The sequence below is a fragment of the Streptomyces sp. NPDC003042 genome, from assembly GCF_053591315.1.
On the sequence record NZ_JBSFTP010000041.1, the window covers coordinates 38,177 to 61,185 of the forward strand.

Here is a 23,009-nt window from a genome sequence, read left to right on the forward strand (position 1 = left end):
GCGGGGACACAAGGCTTACCGCTTCGGTTTCCTTCGCACCACCCCTCGTCCATGTGTTGAGATCCTCTATTTCAACACTCGGTTGCTTCGGATTTCGTTGTCCGGTCGATGCGGCCGCGAGGCGTAACCACATTGTCGTGTCGACAGTTAAGGCGGACATAGGACGAATTCTCGAAGGGGGGAGCGCGTCATGGACACCACGTCAGACGCCACTAGGGACCGCCTCATTCCGGTCGCCTCGTACGCACGTACCTCACAGGACTCGACGCAGCGCGACGCGCGCGGCGTGCGCCACCAGCACCGCATCAACGAACGCGCCGCGCACGAACACGGCTGCGTCGTCGTCGCCACGTACACGGACAATGCACGCGGCGCCTCGAAGGACGACCGGGAGCGTCCGGGCTTCGACCACCTGCTCACCGACCTCCACCGCGGCCACGCCTTCACCGCCGGACCGCTGCGGGGTGTCGTCGCCGTCGCGGACGACCGCCTCTATCGCCGGCCGGAGGACTTCATCCGTTTCATGGCGGCACTCACCGCCGCGCCGGGGAGGGTGTACGTGGACCGGGACGGCCTGCGCGATCCGTACAGCAAGGCCGGCGTATTGCAGGGTGTCGAATCCCTTCAGGGGGCTGTCGCCGAGGGGAAGATGCGAAGCCGCAGAGTCCAGGACTGGCACTGGTCGCGGGCGATGGACGGCCGACCGCACAGCGGGCCGAGGCCGTTTGGGTGGCAGGAGGACCGTCGGACGCTCCACCCGGTCGAGTCCGAGCTGGTACGGAAGGCGATCGAGGACCGCATTGCCGGTATGTCCGCAGGACAGGTTGCGCGACAGTGGGACGAGCTGGGCATCACGGGAACGCGCGGGGGGCGCCCGAACCCGCAGGTGGTCACACAGATCATCACGGCTCCGAGGGTGTGCGGTTTCCGCGCGAACCGGGGAGAGCTGCTGATCGATCCGGCCACGGGAAGGCCGTTGGTCGGGGCATGGCAGGCTATCGTCACGCCTGAGCGGTGGACGGAGGTCTGCGCAACGTTCTCGGCCGGGAGCCTGTACATGCACCGGGGTCCCCTCAGCCCGCGACTGACCGACCGCAAGGCCGGCCCGAAGTACCTCGCCAGCGGATTTCTGCGCTGTGGGGGAGAGTTCCAGGGTGGCGGCGAGTGTGGCCGGCCCATGGGCGGCAGCAAGAGCGCCCGGAGCCATAAGAGCCCATACAACTACATCTGCAACGGCGCCGCCGGGCGTGGCTGCGGTCGGTGTGCCATTAGCGGACCGCTGGTCGAGGAGGCCATCGAGCGGCTGCTGTTTCCGGCCGACGGCCAAGGGAAGATCCGACTTCCCGCGCCGATCCGGCTGCGGTGGCTGTCGGGCGGGATGGGCTTCGACGAGAAGCGCAAGGTCATTGCTTCGGTCTTCACCCACCTCGTGATCCAGCCGGGGAGGAAGGGCTGCAGTACCTGGGACCACTCGCGCGTGGTTCCGGTATGGAAATGGGCTGATCGGATCCGGGCCGCCGAACCGGCGGCCTGATGGCCCGGTCATGAGCCGTACGTACAGCGGTGCGGCAGGATGGGTCCATGTCGAACCGCCTCGCGAACGAGACCTCGCCGTATCTGCTCCAGCACGCCGACAACCCTGTCGACTGGTGGCCGTGGTCGCCCGAGGCCTTTGCTGAGGCGCGAGAACGCGACGTGCCGGTCCTATTGAGTGTAGGGTACAGCAGTTGTCACTGGTGTCATGTACTCGCGATCGAGAGCTTCGAAGACGAGTTGACCGCCGCGTACATGAACGACCACTTCGTCAACGTCAAGGTGGACCGCGAGGAGCGGCCCGATGTCGATGCCGTGTACATGGAGGCCGTGCAGGCCGCCACCGGGCAGGGTGGATGGCCCATGACCGTCTTCCTCACGCCCGACGCCGAGCCCTTCTACTTCGGCACCTACTTCCCGCCGGAGCCCCGGCACGGGATGCCCTCCTTCATGCAGGTCCTCGAAGGCGTGCGGACCGCCTGGGTCGGGCGGCGCGAGGAGGTCGCCGATGTCGCGCAGAAGATCGTGCGGGACCTGGCCGGGCGGCAGCTCGACTACGGCAAGGCCGGCGCCCCCGGTCCCGAGGAGCTGGCGCAGGCGCTGCTCGCGCTGACGCGGGAGTACGACGCCACGCGCGGCGGATTCGGCGGGGCGCCGAAGTTCCCGCCGTCCATGGTGCTGGAGTTCCTGCTGCGCCACCACGCCCGCACCGGGTCGGAGGGTGCGCTCCAGATGGCCGCCGACACCTGTGAGGCCATGGCCCGGGGCGGGATCTACGACCAGCTCGGCGGCGGGTTCGCCCGGTACTCCGTGGACCGGGAGTGGGTCGTACCGCACTTCGAGAAGATGCTCTACGACAACGCCCTGCTCTGCCGGGTGTACGCGCACCTGTGGCGGGCCATCGCCCGCGACGGAGTCGCTGATGACCTCGCGGAACTCGCCCGCCGGGTCGCCCTGGAGACCGCCGACTTCATGGTCCGGGAGCTGCGTACCGAGCACGGCGGTTTCGCCTCCGCGCTCGACGCCGACAGTGAGGACCCGCTGAGCGGCAAGCACGTCGAGGGGGCGTACTACGCCTGGACCCCGGCCGAGCTGCGGGAGGTGCTGGGGGACGCCGACGGGGAGCTGGCCGTCGCGTACTTCGGGGTGACCGAGGAGGGGACCTTCGAGCACAACAAGTCCGTGCTCCAGCTGCCGCAGGAGGGGCCCGTCGCCGACGAGGCGCGGATCGCCGGCATCAAGGCGCGGCTGCTCGCCGCGCGGGCCGGGCGGCCCGCGCCCGGGCGGGACGACAAGGTCGTCGCCGCCTGGAACGGGCTGGCCATCGCCGCGCTCGCCGAGTGCGGGGCGTACTTCGAGCGGCCGGATCTGATCGAGCGGGCGACGGAGGCCGCCGATCTGCTCGTACGGGTTCATATGGACGGGCGGGCCCGGCTGGCGCGGACCAGCAAGGACGGGCGGGTCGGCGCCAACGCGGGCGTGCTGGAGGACTACGGCGATGTCGCCGAGGGGTTCCTGGCGCTGGCGGCCGTGACCGGCGAGGGGGTGTGGCTGGAGTTCGCCGGGTTCCTCGTCGACCTGGTCCTGGACCGGTTCACCGCCGAGGACGGTTCCCTCTACGACACCGCGCACGACGCCGAGCAGCTGATCCGGCGCCCGCAGGACCCCACCGACACCGCCGCGCCGTCCGGCTGGACCGCCGCGGCCGGCGCGTTGCTCTCGTACGCCGCGCACACCGGCTCGGAGGCCCACCGGACGGCGGCGGAGCGGGCGCTCGGGGTGGTACACGCGCTCGGGCCGCGCGCTCCGCGCTTCATCGGGCACGGTCTGGCGGTGGCCGAGGCGCTCGTCGACGGGCCGCGCGAGGTGGCCGTCGTCGGCCATCCGGAGGATCCGGCGCTGGCTGCTCTGCACCGGACGGCGTTGCTGGCGACGGCTCCCGGGGCGGTGGTGGCGGTCGGTCTGCCGCGTGCGGAGGACGGCAGTGGAGGGGAGTTCCCCCTTCTGGCCGAGCGCACACTGGTGCGCGACCTTCCGACGGCGTACGTGTGCCGTCACTTCGTCTGCGCGCGGCCTACGACGGAACCGATCGAGCTGGCGGAGCAGTTGGGGGCGGTTCGTCCCTGATTCGGCCGGAGTGCCGTCAATTCCGGTTGTCGCACACCAACTCGGAAACGTGGTTTTTATCCGGTCGGCGCCTCAGCTTCATTTTCGCTGCCTAGTCTCATGTCCTCGGGAGCTGCGCCGAGACGGAGACACAGCGCACTGACAGAGACGCGGCGCACTGGGGGGTGCGCGCGAGGGGGGAAGCGGAGGCGGCGGGCCGGGGGGCCCGCTGTTCGCCTCCGGGGGTTTGCCGACCGCCGCCTGGGGTTGCGGCATGTCTGTGGGGGACAGTTTGTTCACTTCTGTGTTCATTCCTGTGCTGATTTCTGCCATTTCGTTTGCGCTCTTCTGGATGGCCGCCTTCACGCTGTGGTGGCAGATGCACGCGTGGCGCACGCCGGAGACGCTGGCCTCGACCCGCTTCGACCGCCCCGACGGCGGCGGCCGGCTGGCCTTCTCGCTGCTCCTGCCGGCCCGTCACGAACAGGCCGTCCTGGAGCACACGATCGACCGGCTGCTCGAATCGAGCCACAGCGATTACGAGATCATCGTGATCGTCGGGCACGACGACCCGGAGACGACGGCGGTGGCCGAGCGCGCCGCCGCCGGGGCGCCGGACCGCGTACGCGTCGTCGTCGACCACCACGAGAAGAAGAACAAGCCCAAGGCGCTCAACACCGCGCTCCCGTACTGCCGGGGCGACATCGTCGGGGTCTTCGACGCCGAGGACCAGGTCCACCCGGAGCTGCTCTCCCACGTGGACCACGCCTTCCGCGCCACCGAGGCGGACGTGGTGCAGGGCGGCGTCCAGCTCATCAACTTCCACTCCAGCTGGTACAGCCTGCGCAACTGCCTGGAGTACTTCTTCTGGTTCCGCTCCCGGCTGCACCTGCACGCCGAGAAGGGCTTCATCCCGCTCGGCGGCAACACCGTCTTCGTACGCACCGAGGTGCTGCGCGAGGCCGGCGGCTGGGACGGGAACTGCCTCGCCGAGGACTGTGACCTGGGCGTACGGCTCTCGTCGGTCGGCAAGAAGGTGGTCGTCGCGTACGACTCGGACATGGTGACCCGGGAGGAGACGCCGGGCTCGCTGATCAGCCTGCTCAAGCAGCGCACCCGGTGGAACCAGGGCTTCCTCCAGGTCTACCGCAAGAAGGACTGGCAGCGGCTGCCCGGCCGCGGCCAGCGCTGGCTGGCCCGCTACACCCTGATGACGCCGTTCCTGCAGGCGACCTCCGGGGTGATCATCCCGGTCAACTTCGCCGTCGCCGTCTTCCTCGACGTGCCGGTCGGCATCGCGATCATCACCTTCCTGCCCATGATCACGGCGATGGTGACCTTCGTCTTCGAGATCGTCGGCCTGCACGACTTCGGCCGCCAGTACGGGCTGCGCGTGCGGTTCGTGCACTACCTCAAGCTCGTCGTCGGCGGCCCCTTCTACCAGGTGATGCTGGCCGGCGCCGCGATCCGCGCGGTCTGGCGCGAGCAGCGCGGCCAGGGCGAGTGGGAACTGACCAGCCACACCGGCGCCCACCTCACCGGGGCGACGGCTTCCACCGCGATCCGAGAGGACAGCCGCCCGTGACCGCCACCCTGCCCACGGCCACGGCCACGGCCACGCCCACGGCCACTGACCCGCAGGCCGCGACCGCGGCCGAGACGGCCGCGGCGACGGCCCCCGTCCCCGCCCCGCGCGGCCCCGGCGGCCTCGGTGTCCGGCCGCCCGCGCCCGCCCGCCCCCTCGTCCGGTTCCGCTCCTCGCGCCCCGACCTGCTGCTCTGCGGAGTCCTGCTGCTGGTGATCGTCCTCGTCCAGGGCTGGAACATCACCAACTTCCCGACCCTGAGCGACGACGAGGGCACCTACCTCGCCCAGGCGTGGGCCGTCCAGCAGGGCGACGGCCTGGCGCACTACACGTACTGGTACGACCACCCGCCGCTCGGCTGGATACAGGTCGCGGGTCTGACGTACCTGCCCTCCCTCTTCGTGCCCGAGTCGATGACCGTGGCGCCGATGCGGTTCTCGATGCTCGCCGTCTCGGCCGCCAGTTCCGTGCTGATCTACGTCCTCGCGCGCCGGCTGTGGCTGCCGCGCTGGGCGGCCGGGCTGGCGATGGGCCTCTTCGGCCTGTCCCCGCTGTCCGTGGTGCTCCAGCGGGAGATCTTCCTCGACAACCTCGCCGTGATGTGGATGCTGCTGGCCTTCTGCCTCGCCGCGTCCCCCAGCCGCCACCTGTGGCACCACTTCGCGTCCGGGCTGGCGGCGGCCACCGCCGTCCTGACCAAGGAGACGATGCTGGTGGTGCTCCCGGCGCTGCTGGTGACGATGTGGCGTCACAGCCACCCCGACACCCGCAAGTTCGCCGTCACCGGAGCCGTCACCGCCTGCACCCTGATAGGCCTGTCGTACCCGCTGTTCGCCCTGCTCAACGGCGAGCTGCTGCCCGGCGCCGGGCACGTCTCCCTCGTCGACGGCATCACCTACCAGATGGGCCGCCCCGGCTCCGGCTTCATCCTCGACCCCGGCTCCGGCTCGCACGGCGTCCTGCGGTCCTGGCTGTACTACGACACCGTCCTGCCGCTCGGCGGCCTGGCCGGAGCCGTGCTGCTGCTGGCCACCATCCGCTGGTCCGTCACCGCCCGCGCGCTCGCCGGACCGGCGCTGGCCGCCGTCATCCTCGCCCTCGTCGCGATGCGGCCCTCCGGCTACCTCCCGGCGATGTACGTGATCCAGGCCCTGCCCTTCCTCGCCCTGGTCCTCGCCGCCGCCGCGGCGAGCGTCACCCACGCCGTCCTGCGCCGCCGCCGTACGCCGGGGGAGCGGCGGGGGCTGGTCCACGGGCGCCGGGCGCTGGTCGGCGTACTCGCCGTGGCCGCCGCCGTGTACGTCCTGCCGCGCTGGTACGACGGCAACCGCACCGCGCTGACCGTCGACGCCAACGGCCCCTACCGGCAGGCCGCGGCCTGGCTCGGCAGTGAGGTCGCCGACCCGGCGAGGACGCGCGTCCTCGTCGACGACGCGCTGTGGCTGGACGCCGTCCACCACGGTTTCGAACCGGGAAGGGGCGCCATCTGGTTCTACAAGGCGGACCTCGACCCGGCCGTCACCCAGACCCTGCCGCGCGGCTGGCGGGACATCGACTACGTCGTCTCCTCGCCCACCGTGCGTCGCGATGCGGCGAACCTGCCCAACGTGAAGGCTGCACTGGAGCATTCGACCGCGGTGGCCGTCTTCGGGACGGGCGAGGACCGCATCGAGATCCGACGCACCGACCGCGAGAGTGGGAGCTGAACCACGATGAGCGAGGACCAGTGGCCTCCGCATGCCCTGGACGATCCGGAGGCCGCCCCCGCGCCGGCCCCGGGGTCCGGCAGTGTCACCCTGATCATCCCCACCTTCAACGAGGCGGGGAACGTGGGGGAGCTGCTGGTCCGGCTCACCGGCTCCCTGCCCGCCCGGCTGCCCGTCGAGGTGCTGTTCGTCGACGACTCCACCGACGACACCCCGGCCGTGATCGAGAAGGCGGCCGCCGGCTGCCCCTTCCCGGTGACCGTCCTGCACCGTGAGAGCGCGGACGGCGGCCTCGGCGGGGCGGTCGTCGAAGGGGTGCGCTGTTCGTCGGCGAGGAGGGCCGCGTCCGAGTGGATCGTCGTCATGGACGCCGACCTCCAGCACCCGCCGCACCTGGTCCCCGCACTCGTCGCAGAGGGGACACGCACCGGCGCGGACCTCGTCGTCGCCTCCCGCTACCTTCCCGGCGGCAGCAGGGCCGGGCTCGCCGGGAACTACCGGGTCGTCGCCTCCCGCGGCGCGACCTGGCTGGCCAAGGGGCTCTTCCCGCGCGCCCTGCGCGGCATCAGCGACCCCATGAGCGGCTTCTTCGCGATGCGCCGCTCGGCGGTGACGGCCGAGGCCCTGAGGCCCCTCGGCTACAAGATCCTTCTGGAGCTGACCGTCCGCTGCCGCCCGGCGCGCGTCGCCGAGGTGCCCTTCGTCTTCCAGGACCGGTACGCGGGCGAGTCGAAGTCCACGGCCCGCGAGGGGCTGCGCTTCCTCACCCACCTGGCCGCCCTGCGCTCGGCGACCCGGCTCGCCCGGCTCATCGGCTTCGGCCTCATCGGGCTCACCGGGTTCGTCCCCAACCTGCTCGCGCTCTGGCTGCTCACCCACGCCGGAATGCACTACCTCCCCGCCGAGGTCCTCGCCAACCAGGCCGGGGTGCTGTGGAACTTCCTCCTCATCGAGACCCTCCTCTTCCGCGACCGCCGCCGCCACCGCCACTGGGCGGACCGCCTCGGCCGCTTCGCGCTGCTCGCCAACGCCGATCTGCTGCTGCGCATCCCGCTCATCGCGCTGTTCGTCGGCAAGCTCGGCCTGGACGTACTGCCCGCCACGGCCCTCGCGCTGGTCACCACCTTCGTCCTGCGCTTCGTCGCGACCGAGACCCTCGTCTACCTGCCGCACGGATCCCGCGCGGCGCCCACCGCCAGGAGTTGAGCCGCACCGAAAGGACCCCCGTATGCGAAGGACCATCCGACGGAGGACAGGGCGCCGGGCCGCCCTGCTGGCCGTCGGGGCGATGACCGCCGGCCTGCTGTTCACCGCACCGCAGCAGGCCACGGCCGGACCGCCCAACCTGCTCACCAATCCCGGTTTCGAGACCGCCGGCGCCGCCGGCTCCGACATGCCGTCCTGCTGGTCCAAGTCCGGCTGGGGCGACAACGACTTCACCTTCGCCACCGTCCCCGACGCGCACAGCGGCACCAAGGCCATGAAGGTCTCCCTCACCCGCCGGGTCGACGGCGACCGCAAGGCCCTGGTCACCGAGACGGCCTCCTGCGCCCCGACCGTCGTACCGGGCAAGCAGTACGACCTGTCCGCCTGGTACAAGTCGAACACCCCCGACGTGTCGGTGACCGTCTTCCGCCACGACACCACGGCGGGCTGGCAGTACTGGACCGACCTGCAGAATCCGCCGGTCAGCGCCGCGTGGGCGCGTACGGAGGTCCGTACGCCCGCCGTCCCGCCCAACACCGACAAGATCGCGTGGGGCCTGTCGGTGTACGGGGTGGGCACCGTCACCAGCGACGACTACGCGCTGGAGGAAGTGGGGGCGCTCCCGCCGCAGCCCACCTGCACGGGAACCGCCGAGGAGTGCGCCAAGGGAAAGTGGCAGGTCATACCCGCCCAGAACCCGGTCCGCTCGATGCACGCCGTCGTCCTGAAGAACAGCAAGGTGCTGCTGATCGCGGGCTCGGGCAACGACATCGCCCAGTTCAACGCGGGCACCTTCACCTCCGCCGTCTACGACCCCGCCGGCGGCAGCTTCAAGACGATCCCGACGCCCGTGGACATGTTCTGCTCCGGTCATGTGCAGCTGGCCGACGGCCGGGTGCTGGTCATGAGCGGCAACAAGGGCTATCCGTCCGCCGACGGCACGGTCGGCTACCAGGGCCTGAAGGACTCGTACATCTTCGACCCGGCCACCGAGAAGTACACGAAGACCAACGACATGAACGGCGGGCACTGGTATCCGTCGGCCACCGTCCTCGGCAACGGCGACGTCATCTCCTTCGGCGGGCTGAAGGAGGACTCCACCGGCAACGTCACCGCGGAGAAGTTCTCGGCGGCGCAGGGCGCCTGGCTGCCGATGAACCAGGTCAACCAGACCTGGTCGTACTGGGGCCTCTACCCCTCGATGATCCTCATGCAGGACGGCCGGCTCTTCTACTCCGGCAGCCACACCTTCGGCAACGGCACGCCCGGCACCGGCGCGTCCGTCTACGACTACGACGCCAACACCATCACCGACGTGCCCGGCCTGCGCAAGAAGGACGAGCGCGACGAGTCGGCGAGCGTGCTGCTGCCCCCCGCCCAGGACCAGCGGGTCCTCACCGTCGGCGGCGGCAACAACGAGTCCAACCCGGCGGCGCACCGGCTCACCGACATCATCGACCTGAAGCAGCCGAGCCCCGCCTACACGGCCGGACCCGACCTCCCGCAGGGCCTGGTCGACCAGGGCGCGGGCAAACGCCCGCAGACCGGCGCCGAGGGCAAGATGTACGTCTCGGCCGTGCTGCTGCCCGACGGGAAGGTGCTGGAGACCGGCGGCGCCCTGCACGACCGCGCCGACCCGGTCTTCGAGGCCTCCCTCTTCGACCCCGTCAGCAACACGTACCAGGCGGGCCTCGCGGCCGACCCGATCCCGCGTACGTACCACTCCGGATCGTTCCTGCTGCCCGACGGCCGGGTCATGTCGGTCGGCGACAACCCCGGCAACGGCACGTACAACCACGCGGTGTCGATCTACAGCCCGCCCTACCTCTTCAAGGGCGCGCGCCCGCAGCTCACTTCGGTGCTCGACACGCGGTGGGTGTACGGCGACACGCAGCGGATCACCGTCAACCGGCCGATCGCCAAGGCGGAACTGATCCGCCCGGCGGCGGTCACCCACTCCTCCGACCCCAACCAGCGCTTCGTGGACCTGCCGATGACGGTGGTCAACGGCACCACCATCGACCTCAACGTCACCAGCAACCCGAACCTGGCGCCGCCCGGCTGGTACATGCTCTTCGGGGTCGACGCGAACGGCATCCCGTCGCTCGCGACCTGGATCCACCTCGGCGGAGCCCCGGCGCTCGCCGCCGCCCAGGAGCAGCCGGCCGCGCACGAGCACACCTTCGCGAACGAGCTCGCCGCCCCGAAGCGGAATCCGGCGCCGCGGGACTCGGCCCCGGTCGCCCCCACGGTGGCCGGCTGCGACCGCCACTACGGCTCGGCGAGCCTCTGCGTACCGACGAACTTCCCGGCGGAGGTGAAGAAGACCACCAAAGCCCGCTGCGACTGGCTGGCCGCCCACCAGTACCCGAAGCGCATGAAGGTCAACGGCAGCGACCCCCTCCGTCTGGACCCGGACGGCGACGGCTACACCTGCTGAAGAAAGACGGGGAGGGGGGTACGGCCGTGGCTGCGGCCGTACCCCCCTCCCCGTTTCGTCAGTGCGAGTAGGCGGCGAGCGAGATGCCGACGTAGTGCGCCACGAAGGCGGCGAGCGTCAGGGAGTGGAAGACCTCGTGGAAGCCGAAGAAGCGCGGGGAGGGGTCGGGTCGCTTCATTCCGTAGATGACCCCTCCCACGCTGTAGAGCAGACCGCCGACGATCACGAGCACCAGCACGGCGATGCCGCCGGTGCGCATGAAGTCGGGCAGGAAGAAGACGGCGGCCCAGCCCATGGCGATGTAGCAGGGGGTGTAGAGCCAGCGCGGGGCGCCGACCCAGAAGACGCGGAAGGCGATGCCGGCCGCGGCCGCTATCCACACCGCCCACAGCAGGGTCCGCCCGGTGGAGTCGGGGAGCAGCAGGACCGTCAGGGGGGTGTAGGTGCCCGCGATGATCAGGAAGATGTTCGCGTGGTCGAGCCGCCGCAGGATGGCCTCGCCGCGCGGTCCCCAGGTGCCGCGGTGGTAGACGGCGCTGACGCCGAAGAGCAGGCAGGCGGTGAGGATGTACACCCCGCAGGCGACCCGCGCCCTGGTCGAGTGGGTGAATGTCATCAGCACCAGGCCCGCGACCACCACGGCGGGGAACATTCCGGTGTGCAGCCAGCCGCGCATCAGCGGCTTGGCCTCCGGAGCAGCCGGTACGGCGGCGGCGTCAGAAGTCATGACCGACATGCTATCTACGGGTCCGTAGGTTTCCGTTAGTCCTCTTTACGGAAGATTGACGGACGTGGCAATGCTCACGTGAGAGGCCCTCTGGACATATGCGCACACGCACCGGATGATCAGATGAGTGCGGTCGGCACCGGATGAGCGGAGCGCGAAGCGTCCGGGTCGCAGCCCCCACGGGGCATACACCAAACAAACCCCTCAACAAGGAGCAATCGTGGCGCGCGACGCTGTGCTCACCGGGAACGACAAGGCTCCCACCACCCTGCCGACGACCCACCAGGAGCTGATCTCCTGGGTGGACGAGATCGCAGCCCTCACGCAGCCGGACCGCGTCGTCTGGTGCGACGGCTCCGAGGCCGAGTACGAGCGGCTGTGCGAGGAGCTCGTCGAGAAGGGCACGTTCAAGAAGCTGGACGAGGCGAAGCGCCCGAACTCGTACTACGCCGCCTCCGACCCCTCCGACGTCGCGCGCGTCGAGGACCGGACCTTCATCTGCTCCGAGAGGGAGGAGGACGCGGGCCCGACGAACCACTGGAAGGCCCCGGCCGAGATGAAGGCCGTCTTCTCGGGCCAGGACGGCATCTTCCGCGGCTCGATGAAGGGCCGGACGATGTACGTCGTCCCCTTCTGCATGGGCCCCCTCGGCTCCGAGCTCTCCGCGATCGGCGTCGAGATCACCGACTCCGCCTACGTCGCGGTCGCCATGCGCACCATGACCCGCATGGGCAAGGCCGTCCTCGACGAACTCGGCACCGACGGCTTCTTCGTCAAGGCCGTCCACACCCTCGGCGCTCCGCTCGCCGAGGGCCAGGCCGACGTCCCGTGGCCGTGCAACACCACCAAGTACATCTCGCACTTCCCGGAGTCCCGCGAGATCTGGTCCTACGGTTCCGGCTACGGCGGCAACGCCCTGCTCGGCAAGAAGTGCTACGCCCTGCGCATCGCGTCCGTCATGGCCCGCGACGAGGGCTGGCTCGCCGAGCACATGCTGATCCTCAAGCTCACCCCGCCGCAGGGCGAGGGTGAGGCGAAGTACATCGCCGCCGCCTTCCCGAGCGCCTGCGGCAAGACGAACCTGGCCATGCTGGAGCCCACGATCCCCGGCTGGACCGTCGAGACCGTCGGCGACGACATCGCCTGGATGCGCTTCGGCGAGGACGGCCGCCTCTACGCGATCAACCCCGAGGCCGGCTTCTTCGGCGTGGCCCCCGGCACCGGCGAGCACACCAACGCCAACGCCATGAAGACGATGTACGCCAACACCGTCTTCACCAACGTCGCGCTCACCGACGACGGCGACGTGTGGTGGGAGGGCATGACCCAGGAGGCGCCCGCCCACCTCACCGACTGGAAGGGCAACGACTGGACCCCGCAGAGCGGGACGCCGGCCGCCCACCCCAACGCCCGCTTCGCCGTCCCGGCCTCCCAGTGCCCGACGATCGCCCCCGAGTGGGAGGACCCCAAGGGCGTCCCGATCTCCGCGATCCTCTTCGGCGGTCGCCGCGCCTCCGCCGTGCCGCTGGTCACCGAGTCCTTCGACTGGAACCACGGCGTCTTCATCGGCTCGAACATCGCCTCCGAGAAGACCGCCGCCGCCGAGGGCAAGGTCGGCGAGCTGCGCCGCGACCCCTTCGCCATGCTGCCGTTCTGCGGCTACAACATGGGCGACTACATGGCCCACTGGGTCAAGGTGGCCGCAGACAAGGACCAGTCGAAGCTCCCGAAGATCTACTACGTGAACTGGTTCCGCAAGAACGACGCGGGCAAGTTCGTGTGGCCCGGCTTCGGTGAGAACAGCCGCGTCCTGAAGTGGATCGTCGGGCGCCTCGAAGGCACCGCCGAGGGCGCCCTGACCCCCATCGGCATCCTGCCGACCGTCGCGTCCCTGGACACCGACGGCCTGGACCTCCCGGCCGAGGACCTCGACTTCCTCCTCAGGGTCGACAAGGAGGTCTGGCGCGAGGAGGCCGCCCTGGTCCCCGAGCACCTGAACACCTACGGCGACCACACCCCCAAGGAGCTGTGGGACCAGTACCACGCGCTGGTCGAGCGCCTGGGCTGAACCCACACCCCCGTGAACTGACGCGGGAGTTCCCGACCAAGGATTCCTCAGCGGCCTCAACAGGGTCGTGTGCGTCTGCTGACAGCGGGCCTCTGCTTGCGCGGAGGCCCGCTGTTACGCGTTCCGTGACGCGGCGGCGGTCAGCGCCGAGTGGATCACCGCGCCCAGCTGCTCGGGCAGCCCTTCCGTCGAGCGGTTCTGTACGTAGATCACCGCGAAGACCGGCCCGGACACCAAGGCGTGCACCAGGGCCACATCCGGCGCCGTACGCAGCTCCCCCCGCGCGACCGCCCGGTCGAGGAGGTGCCCGATGCCCAGCTGCTGGCGCGAGACGAGGACGTCGTGGAAGCGGGCGGCCAGCTCCGGTGAGCCGCGCAGGTCACCCATCAGCCCGGGGATCGCGGCGGCCGCGGCCGGGTTGGTCAGGTGGTCCACGATCTCCTGGACCAGGGCGGTCAGGTCCCCGAGGAGGGTGCCGGTGTCGGGAGGGTCGGGCAGGTCGGTGCCATGCACGGCCGCCGCGAAGACCATCTCCTGTTTGGTGGCGTGGCGCCGGTAGATCGCGGCTTTCCCGATCCGCGCGCGCTCGGCCACGGCGTCCATGGTGAGCCCGGCGTATCCGGCCTCCGCCAGCAGTTCGCGGGTGGCGCTCAAAATCGCCTCGTCGACGCGGGTATCTCTGGGGCGTGCCATGCGGCTATATTACGGTACTGAGAGTTTCGGAACTATCGGTCTCGTAAGGGGGCGTGTCGTGACACGCTGGGCTGGACGCATCCTGCTGTTCCTGGGAACGCTGCATCTGGTGGTGCTGGGAGCGCAGAACACGCAGTACTTCGACGACTGGTTCACCGGCGGACTGTGGAACCTGCCGCGCGAGGAGTTCATCCACCCCGGCGGCGCGGCCGGCGCCTTCTGGGCCTCGTTCGGCAGCTTCGCCGTCCCGTTGATGGTGCTCGGGGCGCTCGTCCTCGGCCTGGCGCGGCGCGGCGTCACCGTGCCGCCGTTCGTCGGCTGGACGCTCGGCGCCTGGGGGCTCGTAGGGGCGGTCATCATGGAACCCACGCCGATGATCCTGATGCTCGTACCGGCCTTCCTGCTGATCAGGGCGGGTCGGGACCATCAGGACCATGAGGACCGGCAGGACCATCACGCCCGGCAGGACCGTGAGGACCGGCAGGACCATTCCGCCCGGCTGGACCATCAGGACCGGCTGGACCATCAGGAGCGGCCCCGGTCCTCCAGGTAGGTGGTGTGCGTCTGCTGACGGCGGGCCTCCACCTCGCGCAGGCCCGCCGTCACGTGTTCCGCCTCCTGGGACAGGACCGCCAACTGCCGCTCCAGGTGCCGCTCGGGCGACTGGCCGCCCGGCGTGAGCCGCGTCCACCACCGCGTACGGCTGTACGTGTCCACGCACTCCGGCACGTCCAGTCGGATCGCCCGGTCCAGCACGTGCACGGCCTCCGGCTCGGTGGCCAGTACGTCCGCCACCCACCCCGGATCCAGCAGCGCCGCGTACAGCTCCATCAGCTCGGACAGCTTGCCCACGGCCGCCGCGGGCAGCTCCACCCCGGCCAGGTACTCCTTGAGCCCGCCCAGGTTCTCCCGCAGTACGCCCAACTGCTCGGCGGGCGGCGGCGGAGGCGGCGGGGGCACCCGCTCCGGCGGGGCGATCAGCGCACCCGCCCCGTACAGGCCCGCGATCACCACCGGCCAGTACGCGCCCGCCACACCGGCCAGGGTCAGGCCCAGCCCGGCCACGCCGCAGGCGCTGCCGGCCAGGTTCTTCTTCGACTCCAGGTAGGCCAGGGCGCGGGCGGCCGGCGCCCGCCCCGGCGCCCTATTGGTAGCCACGGATCTCCTCGAATGCCCCGTCCAGCGAGCCGTTCCCGTCGGTCGCGTCGAAGAGCCGGCCGCCGGTCAGCTCCGTGATGTGGGTGAGTTCCTTGCGGTCCGAGTCGCCGAACAGCACCGCGAAGACCGGCGTGTGCTTCTGCCCTTCCGGCAGTCCGGCGTAGAAGGAGTCGAAGTCCCGCACCTGGTCGCCGCTCTGCCCGTCCGTCATCAGTACGATCGAGGTGAACGCGTCGGCGTTCCCCTTCCCCAGGTGCTGGTACGCCGCCTTCAGGCTGCCGTACACGGCCGTGCCACCCTCCGGCCGGAAGGACTTCACATCACTCCGGATCCCCTCCAGGGCAGGCCCCGGATCGCCCGGCTCGACGACGTGCGTCAGCACCTTCTTCACCTTGTCACCGAAGGGCAGCAGCGTCACCTCCTCGCGGTCCCGAAACCGCTGACCGGTTCCCGAACCAGCCGTCCCCGTCAGGTCGTTGAGCGCCGACTTCAGCCGCCCGATCCGGTCACCCTCCGCCATCGAACCGGAGGTGTCCAGTACGTACACCGTGCGGGAGGGCCGACGCAGTTCGTTCTCGTACGAGGCCAGCAGCCCGTCCGCGACCGACCGCGAGCCCGGGAAGGGCAGCTCGCGGCGCACCGAAACGTCCAGCCCGGCCGCCGGCGCCACCCCGGCCGCCACCGGGCGCCGGAACGTCTTCTCGGTGATCTCCTTCTGCGCGCCGGCGCCCCGCAGGTACTCCGTCAGGATCCGGCCCGACTCGCGCGCCCCGGCCGGAGCCGAGGTCAGCAGCGTCAGCGGGTAGTGCGCCGTGACCACTCCGTCGCGCGGGCGGATCACCGTCAGCGGAGCCTTCGCCCGGTCGTTCATGGCCATCAGCACCGACTCGTAGTTCACCATCGCGTCCACGTCGTCGCGCTTGGCGTACGCCGCAGCGAGCCAGCCGGAGGAGCCCGACGTCAGCTTCTGCCCGGCGAAGAACCCCTTCAGCCTCGGCTGCGCCGTGCGCACATCGGCGTCGGTCAGCGCCGCCTGCGCCCCCGACAGGCCGGAGGCCACCGACACCAGCGCGGAGAAACCGGAGTTGGAGCGCACCGGGTCGGTCATCCCGTACGTCAGCTTCCCGGCGGCGACGGCCTCCTCGACCGCCGACCACGTCACCTCCTGCGGCTTCCAGCCCAGCCGGGCCAGCGCTTCCGGCTTGACCCCGATGGCGACCGGCGAGGACATCACGCGGGTCTCGTTGGCGAGCTTGGCGGCCGCCTCGGGCCGCAGCCGCAGATAGTCGTTGGAGGAGAGCCAGATCGCGTCGTACGCCCCGTCGGCCTTCCCCGAGGCGACCTGCTCGACCGCGTCCAGGGTCCCGGACCAGGTGAAATCGACGCCCACTCCGGTGGCGGCCTTCGCGGCCTTCAGGACCGGCTCCATGTCGGAGAGCTCGCTGGAGGCCAGCACCCGCAGCCGGCCCTCCTTGTACGCCGGCTTCTCCTGCCCGCCGGAGGAGCCCCCGGGGCCCGCCGAGCGGTCCTCGCCGGTGGTGCAGGCCGAGGCCCCGAGCAGGGTCGCGGCGAGCGCCACCGCCGCCGCCAGGTTTCCGCGCATCCGCGCCGTCCGCACGCTCATCGGTCGTTCCCGCCTTCCAGGGCGCTCGCGGTGCGCGTACGGGCCAGGTACGCGGAGGCCGAACGGAGTTCGCCGGTCAGGGACTCCACCGTCACGGCCATGTTCTCGGTGGCCCGCACCTTGAAGGTGTCGATCGCGTCGAGGGTCCGGTAGATCTGCGCGAAGGCCGTCCGCAGCGTCTCGGCCCCGACCGCCGGATCCGCGGCGATCCGCTGGATCTCCCCGCTCTGCGTCGCCAGCATCTCCGCATTGCCCCGGATCAGGTCCTCCGTGGTGTCGCGCAGGGTGTTGACCTGCTCGACCACCTTGCGCTGGTTGTCCAGCGCCGATGCCAGCATCACCGCGATCCGCAGGGCGGAGACGGTGGTCGTCGCCGCCCGGTCCACGCCCTTGATCAGCTCGTCGTTGTTGCGCCGGACCACGTCCATCGCCAGATATCCCTGCGCGCACACGGCCAGCTGCGTCAGCAGGTCCTGGTGCTTCTGCCGCACCGGGAACAGCACGTCGGCCCGCAGCGCGTCGGCCTGCGACGCGTCGGCCCGCGGGCCATCGGTCTGCTCGGCGATCCGCTGCTCGACGGCCGCGTCCAATGCCTCCGTGAGGACCGCGTACTCCTGGAGCTTGCCCATGGTCTCCCACAGGCGCGCCCGCTCGGTGTGCAGCGCCGCGTTGTCGCGGCGCAGCTCGTCCTGGCCGCTGCGCAGCGCGCCGACGATCCTGTTGAGGGTGGCCTGCGAGGAGGCGTACTTGGCGACGTGGTCGCGGAACCTGTTGCCGCCCGGCAGTTTCGCGAGCAGCCTGCGGGCCCCCTTGGCGGGCGCGTCCCGCGGGTCGAGGTCCTCGACGGTGCGGCGCAGTTCGACGAGCGAGCCGGCGACCCGGGCCCGGGCGTCGCCGCCCTCGCCGGAGCCGAGGGAGCGTACGGCCCGCTCCAGCATCCGGTTCGACTGCTGGGCGGCGCTGCGGATGTCGGCGGAGCCGAGTCCGGCGATCTCGCCGATCTTGGTGGCGAACTCGGGCGAGCGGGCGTCGATCCCGGCGAGCGAACCGACGTACTCCCCGGCGCGGCGGGCCATCTCGTCGTGTACGCCGTCCTGGAGCGGGACGAGGCCGGCGGCCTGCTCCCGGCGGACGGGGGCGACGGGCTCGGGCGCGGTGAGGACGAGCGGGCTCTCCTCGGGCGGTGTCAGTGTCATGGAGTGCCTCCTTGGCTCTGTCCCTGGCCCTGGCCCTGGCTCTGGTCCTGGCCCTTGGCGCGGGCGGCCAGCGCCATCAGGACCTTGACGGTCGGTGCGCCGACCTGCCGGATGCCGGTCAGCCCCGGGTTGAGGTAGCCGGAGTGGGGCGCGGTCGCGGTGGTGAACTCGGTGACGCCGTCCTGCGGGCGGAAACCGTGGCGTACGGCCAGCTCGCGCAGCTCGGAATCGGTGGCGAGGAGGGTGCCCAGCTCCCTGGCCTGCTCGCTGAGCGGTACGAAGGTGTGCGGGGAGTTGACGGTGGTGTCCGGGTAGAGGACCACCATGTCGCCGGCCTCCCCGGTCGCCTGCTTCTGCAGCAGGAGCGAGGCCACCTGGGACTCGTAGGCCAGGATCAGCGGTTCGCCGCTGCCGCTGATGAACGCCCGGAAGGGGTCGTCGGTGCTCTGCTCCAGGGCGCCCTGGACCGAGATGAGCTTGCGCAGGAGGGGCGCCGTACGGTCGATGCCGGCGTCGTCGGCGACCACGCTGTTGTTGTTGGCGACGTTGGAGGTGGCCGCGACGAACAGCGCCCCGGAGTTGGAGGTGGCCGGGTCGGTGGTCTTGATGAACACCGTGCCGGTCAGCTCGGCGTAGGCGGCGGAGCCGGGAAGCTGCTGCCAGGTCCGGTCCTCGCCGGCCGCCTTCAGGTAGGGGCCCATCATGAGGGTGCCGGAGTTCTTTCCGGACATCTTCACGAGCCCGCCGTCGGCGAGGACCCCGGCCGCGTTGGGGCGGGCGATGACCACGAGCGGGGAGAAGAACGGCTTGGCGGTCTGCGCTCCCTTGACCCCGGCCGCGGCCTCGATCTCCTTGGCGGGCTCACTGCTGCTGGGGAAGGCGAAGTCGAACTGCTTCAGGTCCAGTTGGTCCATGGCCCAGGAGCCCGACGTCTCCGCCTTCACGGTGTAGCCCTTGGCGGCAAGGGCTTTGACGACGTCAGGGTCGCGGAAGAAGTCCGACTTCTCCGATCCGATGACGCCACGCACGGTCTTCGTTGCCGTGCCCTCTGGTCCTTGTCCCCCGATGACGACGGCGATCACGCCGCCGATCAGGAGGACCGCCAGAGCGATTCCCAGGATGCGTCTCACGGGTGCAGCGTGCTCGCGGAAACCCACATTCCGCGCCGGATTGAGTGAACGTCAGGTGTCCGGGCGGTCCCACTTCGAAATGCTGTGTGGGCCCGTGGGTGCTGGTGGGCAGGGCGGGGGCCCGGGAGGATCGTGCCATGGGCGTGAGCGCGTTGAAGTGGCAGGGCTGGCTGGTGGCCCTGGTGGGGCTGGCCGGTCTGCTGGTGTTCGCCCCGCTGGGGCTCTACGTATGGGCCAGCGGCGAGGAGGCGGACGGGCCGCCGCCGAGGCCGGAGGTGTGGGACGTACGGATCACCGCGTGCCGAATCGATCCGGCCAGCCGGCGGGTGGTGGGCGTGGTCGAGGCGACGGGCCGCCCCCAGGGCCCGGGGGCCTACGTCGTCACCGTGGAGTTCCGCGACCGTGCGGAGGCGTCCCCGGGCGGCCGGTCGTCCCAGGCCCTGGTCAAGATCCCGGGCGTCTCCCCGGGCGCGACGGAACGCGCCGAGGCCCTCGGCCCGGTCTGGCCGGCGGCAACGACCCCTTGGTGCGGCGTGGCGGCGGCGGACTTCACACCGGACAACGATCCGAGCCCCGCCGGCGATTGAGGCGCATCATTTCAGCCCCGCCAGGGGGTATCCCCGGACGGAGTCTGGGGGGGTTTGAGGCGCGGGGGCCCGGGGGCGGAGCCCCCGAAGCGGCCCGCCGGGGCCGCGGTACACGCCGAAGCGTGCCCGCAGGGCTAGTGGCACCCGGTCCGGAGCCTCCGCGGCCCCGGACCGGGGCCGTCAGTGGGCGCCGGCCAGGTCGACGGAGTCGAGGGCGGCGGCGTGTGCGTCCATGCGCTCGGCGGCGAGGATCGCGGCGGTGGTGTCGGCGCGGGACGCGGCGACGAGCAGGGCGCGGGCGGCGAGGTCGTGGGCCCGCCGGTGCAGCGCGGCGGTGTCGCCGGCCGGAGCGTGCGGCGCACGCGCGGGCCGGGACCCGCGCAGCCGCGTCACGTGGTCGGCGATGCGCTCGGCGCTCTCGTCGAGCCCGAGCTCGTCGGTGACGGCGAGCAGCGCGGCGAGGTGCCCGGCGAGCTGCGTGTCGAGTGCTTCGGTGCGGCTGCTGTGCGGATAGTCGGCGCGGTTGCCGCCCATGCGGTGGACGACCGACTTGGCGCGGATCGGCTCGTACATGAGGAGGCCTCCTGCGTGGGTCAGGAGACCATCCTACATTGGATCCGTTCTAAAGTTGAGCTGAATCCTGACGGTGTGCCGCCGGAGTCCCGCTAGGGCTGGCTGTATCCGTCCAGGAACGCGCCGATCCGGATCACCGCGTCGGCCAGATCCTTGGCATTGGGCAGCGTCACGATCCGGAAGTGGTCCGGCTCGGGCCAGTTGAAGCCCGTACCGTGCACGACCATGATCTTCTCGGCCCGGAGCAGGTCCAGGACCATCTGCCGGTCGTCCTTGATCTTGTAGACGGACGGGTCCAGCCTCGGGAAGGCGTAGAGCGCGCCCATGGGCTTCACGCAGGTGACGCCCGGGATCTGGGTGAGCAGGTCGTAGGCGACGTTGCGCTGCTCCAGGATCCGCCCGCCCGGCAGGACGAGGTCGTTGATCGACTGGCGGCCGCCGAGCGCGGTCGCCACGGCGTGCTGCGAGGGCATGTTCGCGCACAGGCGCATGTTCGCGAGGATCGTCAGACCCTCGATGTACGACGAGGCGTTCTTCTTGGGGCCGCAGACCGCCATCCAGCCGGCCCGGTAGCCGGCGACGCGGTAGTTCTTGGACAGCCCGTTGAAGGTGAGCGTCAGCAGGTCCGGCGCAATGGCGGCGGTGTTGGTGTGCGTGGCGCCGTCGTAGAGGATCCGGTCGTAGATCTCGTCCGAACAGACGACGAGCTTGTGGCGGCGGGCGATGTCCGTGAGGCCGCGCAGCACCTCGTCGCTGTAGACGGCGCCGGTCGGGTTGTTCGGGTTGATGATCACGATCGCGCGGGTGCGGTCGGTGATCTTGCGCTCGACGTCGCCGAGGTCCGGCATCCAGTCGGACTGCTCGTCGCAGCGGTAGTGCACGGCCGTGCCGCCGGCGAGCGAGACGGAGGCGGTCCACAGCGGGTAGTCCGGCGCGGGGACGAGCACCTCGTCGCCGTCGTCGAGCAGCGCCTGCATGGACATCTGGATCAGCTCGGAGACTCCGTTGCCGAGGTAGATGTCCTCGACGTCCAGCTCGATGCCCTTGGTCTGGTAGTGCTGCATCACCGCGCGGCGCGCCGACAGCAGTCCCTTCGCGTCCCCGTAGCCGTGGGCGTTGCCCAGGTTGCGGAGCATGTCCTCAAGGATCTCAGGCGGGCAGTCGAAGCCGAAGGCCGCGGGGTTGCCGGTGTTGAGCTTGAGGATGCGATGACCTGCCGCTTCGAGCCGCATCGCCTCTTCGAGGACGGGTCCGCGGATCTCGTAGCAGACATTGGCGAGTTTCGTTGACTGGATCACCTGCATGACGGGAGCTTACGGGCCTCCGCGCCCGCGCGCTTCCGCCTTTCGGCCGGGAGCCGGGCGAGCGATATGTCCCGGTTTTACGGATGGTCGGGTGGCGGCACGGTCCACCCTTGGAATCCGGGGCCGGGCTCCGTTCCGCCCTGCGGAACGGGTGGATGCGGAAGGGCCGGCGAGCCGGGATGTTGCGCTCGTCACCTCGGGGAAATGAGGCCGTGGTGTGGGGTCGTGGTGGGGTCGTGGTGTGAGTTCCGAGGTCTGAGGTCTGAGGTCTGAGTACGTGGCCTGAGTACGGGCGCTCATGTGCGGGCCCGGTCCGGCGTACAGGCTGGGCGCATGAACGAGAGCGGATGGAAGCCGGCGGACTACCGCCGGGGTACGGAACGGGTCGGCACGGTGATCGTGGCCGTGGCGGGCACCGTCATGGTGGCGGGCGCGGCGCTCTTCGCGGCGGTGTTCCTGCTGGTGGCCTGGTCCTGAGCGGCATCGAGGAGAGTGGGGAGCAGCGGTGGACTTCACGGTCGGCGACATGACGATCACCACGGTGGGCACGGGCGGCGATGACCGGATGATCGAGTTCCTGGTGACGCCCGGGACGGCGCGTTTCGCGATCTTCCGCGAGCACGGCCAGGGCTGGGAGGCCGCCCGTCTCGCCGTCGACCCCCACTCGGCGGGCGTCCCGGTGGCGGCCGTCGAGTGGGCGGTCGAGTTCGCCCGCGAGTACCTCTAGTAGGGGGTCAGGGTCCAAGGTTAGGGTCCGGGCCGGGGTCAGAGGGTGTAGGTCGCCTGCGTGAAGCCGCCGGCGAGGGCCTTGGCCGACTGGAGGGTCAGCTCGACGTCCTGGCCGGCGAGCTCCCCGAAGAGGGCCAGGCCCGAACCTATGAGGACCGGCGCGGTGGTGATCGTCAGCTCGTCCAGCAGGCCTTCGCGGAGGAAGGTCTGGATGATCCGGCCGCCGTCCACGTAGACGTTCTCGGCGCCCAGCGCGGTGAGCCCGGCCAGCAGCTCGTCGAGGGACCGGAAGACGGTGACACGCGGGTCGTCCGTGACCAGCGTGGTGCTCAGGACGGCGACGCGCTTGCCCTCGTAGGGCCAGAAGGGGGGTTGCGGGTTCCGGCGGGGCGGGGTCGGGGGTGCCCGGGGGCTGCCCGCCAGGGCGGGGGTGAGGGGGTCCGGTTGGCGGGATCGGGGAGGCGGGCGGGGGCTTCGGTGACCAGCGTCCAGTCATCCGGGATCAGGGAGGGTATGGGGGTTTCCCGTCAGTCTCATCGTCTCTCCGTGTCGGGCCGGCCCCTCAAGAGCGCTCCTTCGTCGCGTCGCTACGCGATGTCGCTGCGCTCCACTCTTGACCGACCGTCCCGCCCCGGACATACGAA

At 70.7% G+C, this 23,009-nt stretch carries 20 protein-coding genes; 11 read left to right on the plus strand and 9 right to left on the minus strand.

The window, feature by feature from the left end; genetic code table 11:
• Positions 1-190 precede the first annotated feature (190 nt).
• The 6 genes from ACWDYJ_RS20730 (at position 191) to ACWDYJ_RS20755 (ending at position 10,576) form a co-directional block, all read left to right on the plus strand.
• Entirely contained in the window at positions 191-1,534 is a 1,344-nt protein-coding gene (locus ACWDYJ_RS20730; RefSeq protein ID WP_451567038.1) for a recombinase family protein, read from the plus strand.
• 47 nt (positions 1,535-1,581) lie between these two features.
• A complete protein-coding gene (locus ACWDYJ_RS20735) occupies positions 1,582-3,660 on the plus strand; it encodes a thioredoxin domain-containing protein (RefSeq protein ID WP_451567039.1) in 2,079 nt (692 codons plus the stop codon).
• A 253-nt stretch (positions 3,661-3,913) separates the two neighbouring features.
• On the plus strand, positions 3,914-5,224 hold the full coding sequence (locus ACWDYJ_RS20740; protein WP_451567040.1) for a glycosyltransferase: 1,311 nt from the start codon (positions 3,914-3,916) through the stop codon (positions 5,222-5,224).
• Positions 5,221-6,930 carry an ArnT family glycosyltransferase gene (locus ACWDYJ_RS20745; RefSeq protein WP_451567041.1) on the plus strand — a complete coding sequence of 570 codons (1,710 nt, stop codon included), beginning with the start codon at positions 5,221-5,223 and terminating at the stop codon, positions 6,928-6,930. Before ACWDYJ_RS20740 ends, ACWDYJ_RS20745 begins: the two co-directional genes overlap by 4 nt.
• Positions 6,931-6,936: 6 nt before the next feature.
• Positions 6,937-8,136, plus strand: a complete 1,200-nt coding sequence (locus ACWDYJ_RS20750) for a glycosyltransferase (RefSeq protein WP_451567042.1) — start codon at positions 6,937-6,939, stop codon at positions 8,134-8,136.
• A 22-nt stretch (positions 8,137-8,158) separates the two neighbouring features.
• Complete coding sequence (locus ACWDYJ_RS20755; RefSeq protein ID WP_451567043.1) at positions 8,159-10,576, plus strand: galactose oxidase-like domain-containing protein; 2,418 nt, start codon at positions 8,159-8,161, stop codon at positions 10,574-10,576.
• Positions 10,577-10,634: 58 nt separating this feature from the next.
• Here the strand turns inward: ACWDYJ_RS20755 and trhA are convergent, their stop codons facing one another.
• A complete protein-coding gene (gene trhA / locus ACWDYJ_RS20760) occupies positions 10,635-11,312 on the minus strand; it encodes a PAQR family membrane homeostasis protein TrhA (RefSeq protein WP_451567044.1) in 678 nt (225 codons plus the stop codon).
• Positions 11,313-11,523: 211 nt separating this feature from the next.
• On the opposite strand from trhA, the gene ACWDYJ_RS20765 reads away from it, so the two are divergent.
• Complete coding sequence (locus ACWDYJ_RS20765; RefSeq protein WP_451567045.1) at positions 11,524-13,371, plus strand: phosphoenolpyruvate carboxykinase (GTP); 1,848 nt, start codon at positions 11,524-11,526, stop codon at positions 13,369-13,371.
• Positions 13,372-13,485: 114 nt separating this feature from the next.
• Here the strand turns inward: ACWDYJ_RS20765 and ACWDYJ_RS20770 are convergent, their stop codons facing one another.
• On the minus strand, positions 13,486-14,064 hold the full coding sequence (locus ACWDYJ_RS20770; RefSeq protein WP_451567046.1) for a TetR/AcrR family transcriptional regulator: 579 nt from the start codon (positions 14,062-14,064) through the stop codon (positions 13,486-13,488).
• Between the two features lie 58 nt (positions 14,065-14,122).
• On the opposite strand from ACWDYJ_RS20770, the gene ACWDYJ_RS20775 reads away from it, so the two are divergent.
• A complete protein-coding gene (locus ACWDYJ_RS20775) occupies positions 14,123-14,617 on the plus strand; it encodes a DUF6463 family protein (protein WP_451567047.1) in 495 nt (164 codons plus the stop codon).
• Here ACWDYJ_RS20775 and ACWDYJ_RS20780 read toward each other — a convergent pair.
• The 4 genes from ACWDYJ_RS20780 to ACWDYJ_RS20795 are packed head-to-tail and all read right to left on the minus strand — an operon-like array spanning position 14,590 to position 19,172.
• On the minus strand, positions 14,590-15,222 hold the full coding sequence (locus tag ACWDYJ_RS20780; protein ID WP_451567048.1) for a hypothetical protein: 633 nt from the start codon (positions 15,220-15,222) through the stop codon (positions 14,590-14,592). The genes ACWDYJ_RS20775 and ACWDYJ_RS20780 overlap by 28 nt on opposite strands.
• On the minus strand, positions 15,209-16,846 hold the full coding sequence (locus ACWDYJ_RS20785; protein ID WP_451567049.1) for a substrate-binding and vWA domain-containing protein: 1,638 nt from the start codon (positions 16,844-16,846) through the stop codon (positions 15,209-15,211). Before ACWDYJ_RS20785 ends, ACWDYJ_RS20780 begins: the two co-directional genes overlap by 14 nt.
• A complete protein-coding gene (locus tag ACWDYJ_RS20790; protein ID WP_451567050.1) occupies positions 16,843-18,042 on the minus strand; it encodes a toxic anion resistance protein in 1,200 nt (399 codons plus the stop codon). Before ACWDYJ_RS20790 ends, ACWDYJ_RS20785 begins: the two co-directional genes overlap by 4 nt.
• Positions 18,039-19,172 (minus strand): hypothetical protein, encoded by a 1,134-nt coding sequence (locus ACWDYJ_RS20795; RefSeq protein WP_451567051.1) that lies wholly within the window; start codon positions 19,170-19,172, stop codon positions 18,039-18,041. The genes ACWDYJ_RS20790 and ACWDYJ_RS20795 overlap by 4 nt, the downstream gene beginning before the upstream one ends.
• Positions 19,173-19,315: 143 nt before the next feature.
• On the opposite strand from ACWDYJ_RS20795, the gene ACWDYJ_RS20800 reads away from it, so the two are divergent.
• The gene (locus ACWDYJ_RS20800) at positions 19,316-19,759 is read left to right on the plus strand and encodes a hypothetical protein (RefSeq protein ID WP_451567052.1); all 444 of its coding nucleotides are present in this window, start codon (positions 19,316-19,318) and stop codon (positions 19,757-19,759) included.
• A gap of 180 nt (positions 19,760-19,939) precedes the next feature.
• Here the strand turns inward: ACWDYJ_RS20800 and ACWDYJ_RS20805 are convergent, their stop codons facing one another.
• Positions 19,940-20,332: an SCO4983 family protein gene (locus tag ACWDYJ_RS20805; RefSeq protein WP_451567053.1), complete on the minus strand. Its 393-nt coding sequence runs from the start codon at positions 20,330-20,332 to the stop codon at positions 19,940-19,942.
• A 92-nt stretch (positions 20,333-20,424) separates the two neighbouring features.
• Entirely contained in the window at positions 20,425-21,636 is a 1,212-nt protein-coding gene (locus ACWDYJ_RS20810; RefSeq protein WP_451567054.1) for a pyridoxal phosphate-dependent aminotransferase, read from the minus strand.
• A gap of 333 nt (positions 21,637-21,969) precedes the next feature.
• On the opposite strand from ACWDYJ_RS20810, the gene ACWDYJ_RS20815 reads away from it, so the two are divergent.
• Both ACWDYJ_RS20815 and ACWDYJ_RS20820 read left to right on the plus strand, forming a co-directional pair.
• Positions 21,970-22,113, plus strand: coding sequence for a hypothetical protein (locus ACWDYJ_RS20815; RefSeq protein WP_451567055.1), 144 nt, complete (start codon positions 21,970-21,972; stop codon positions 22,111-22,113).
• Between the two features lie 49 nt (positions 22,114-22,162).
• Entirely contained in the window at positions 22,163-22,363 is a 201-nt protein-coding gene (locus ACWDYJ_RS20820; RefSeq protein WP_451567056.1) for a hypothetical protein, read from the plus strand.
• Between the two features lie 38 nt (positions 22,364-22,401).
• Here the strand turns inward: ACWDYJ_RS20820 and ACWDYJ_RS20825 are convergent, their stop codons facing one another.
• Complete coding sequence (locus ACWDYJ_RS20825; protein WP_451567060.1) at positions 22,402-22,857, minus strand: dihydrofolate reductase family protein; 456 nt, start codon at positions 22,855-22,857, stop codon at positions 22,402-22,404.
• Between the last annotated feature and the right edge of the window lie 152 nt (positions 22,858-23,009).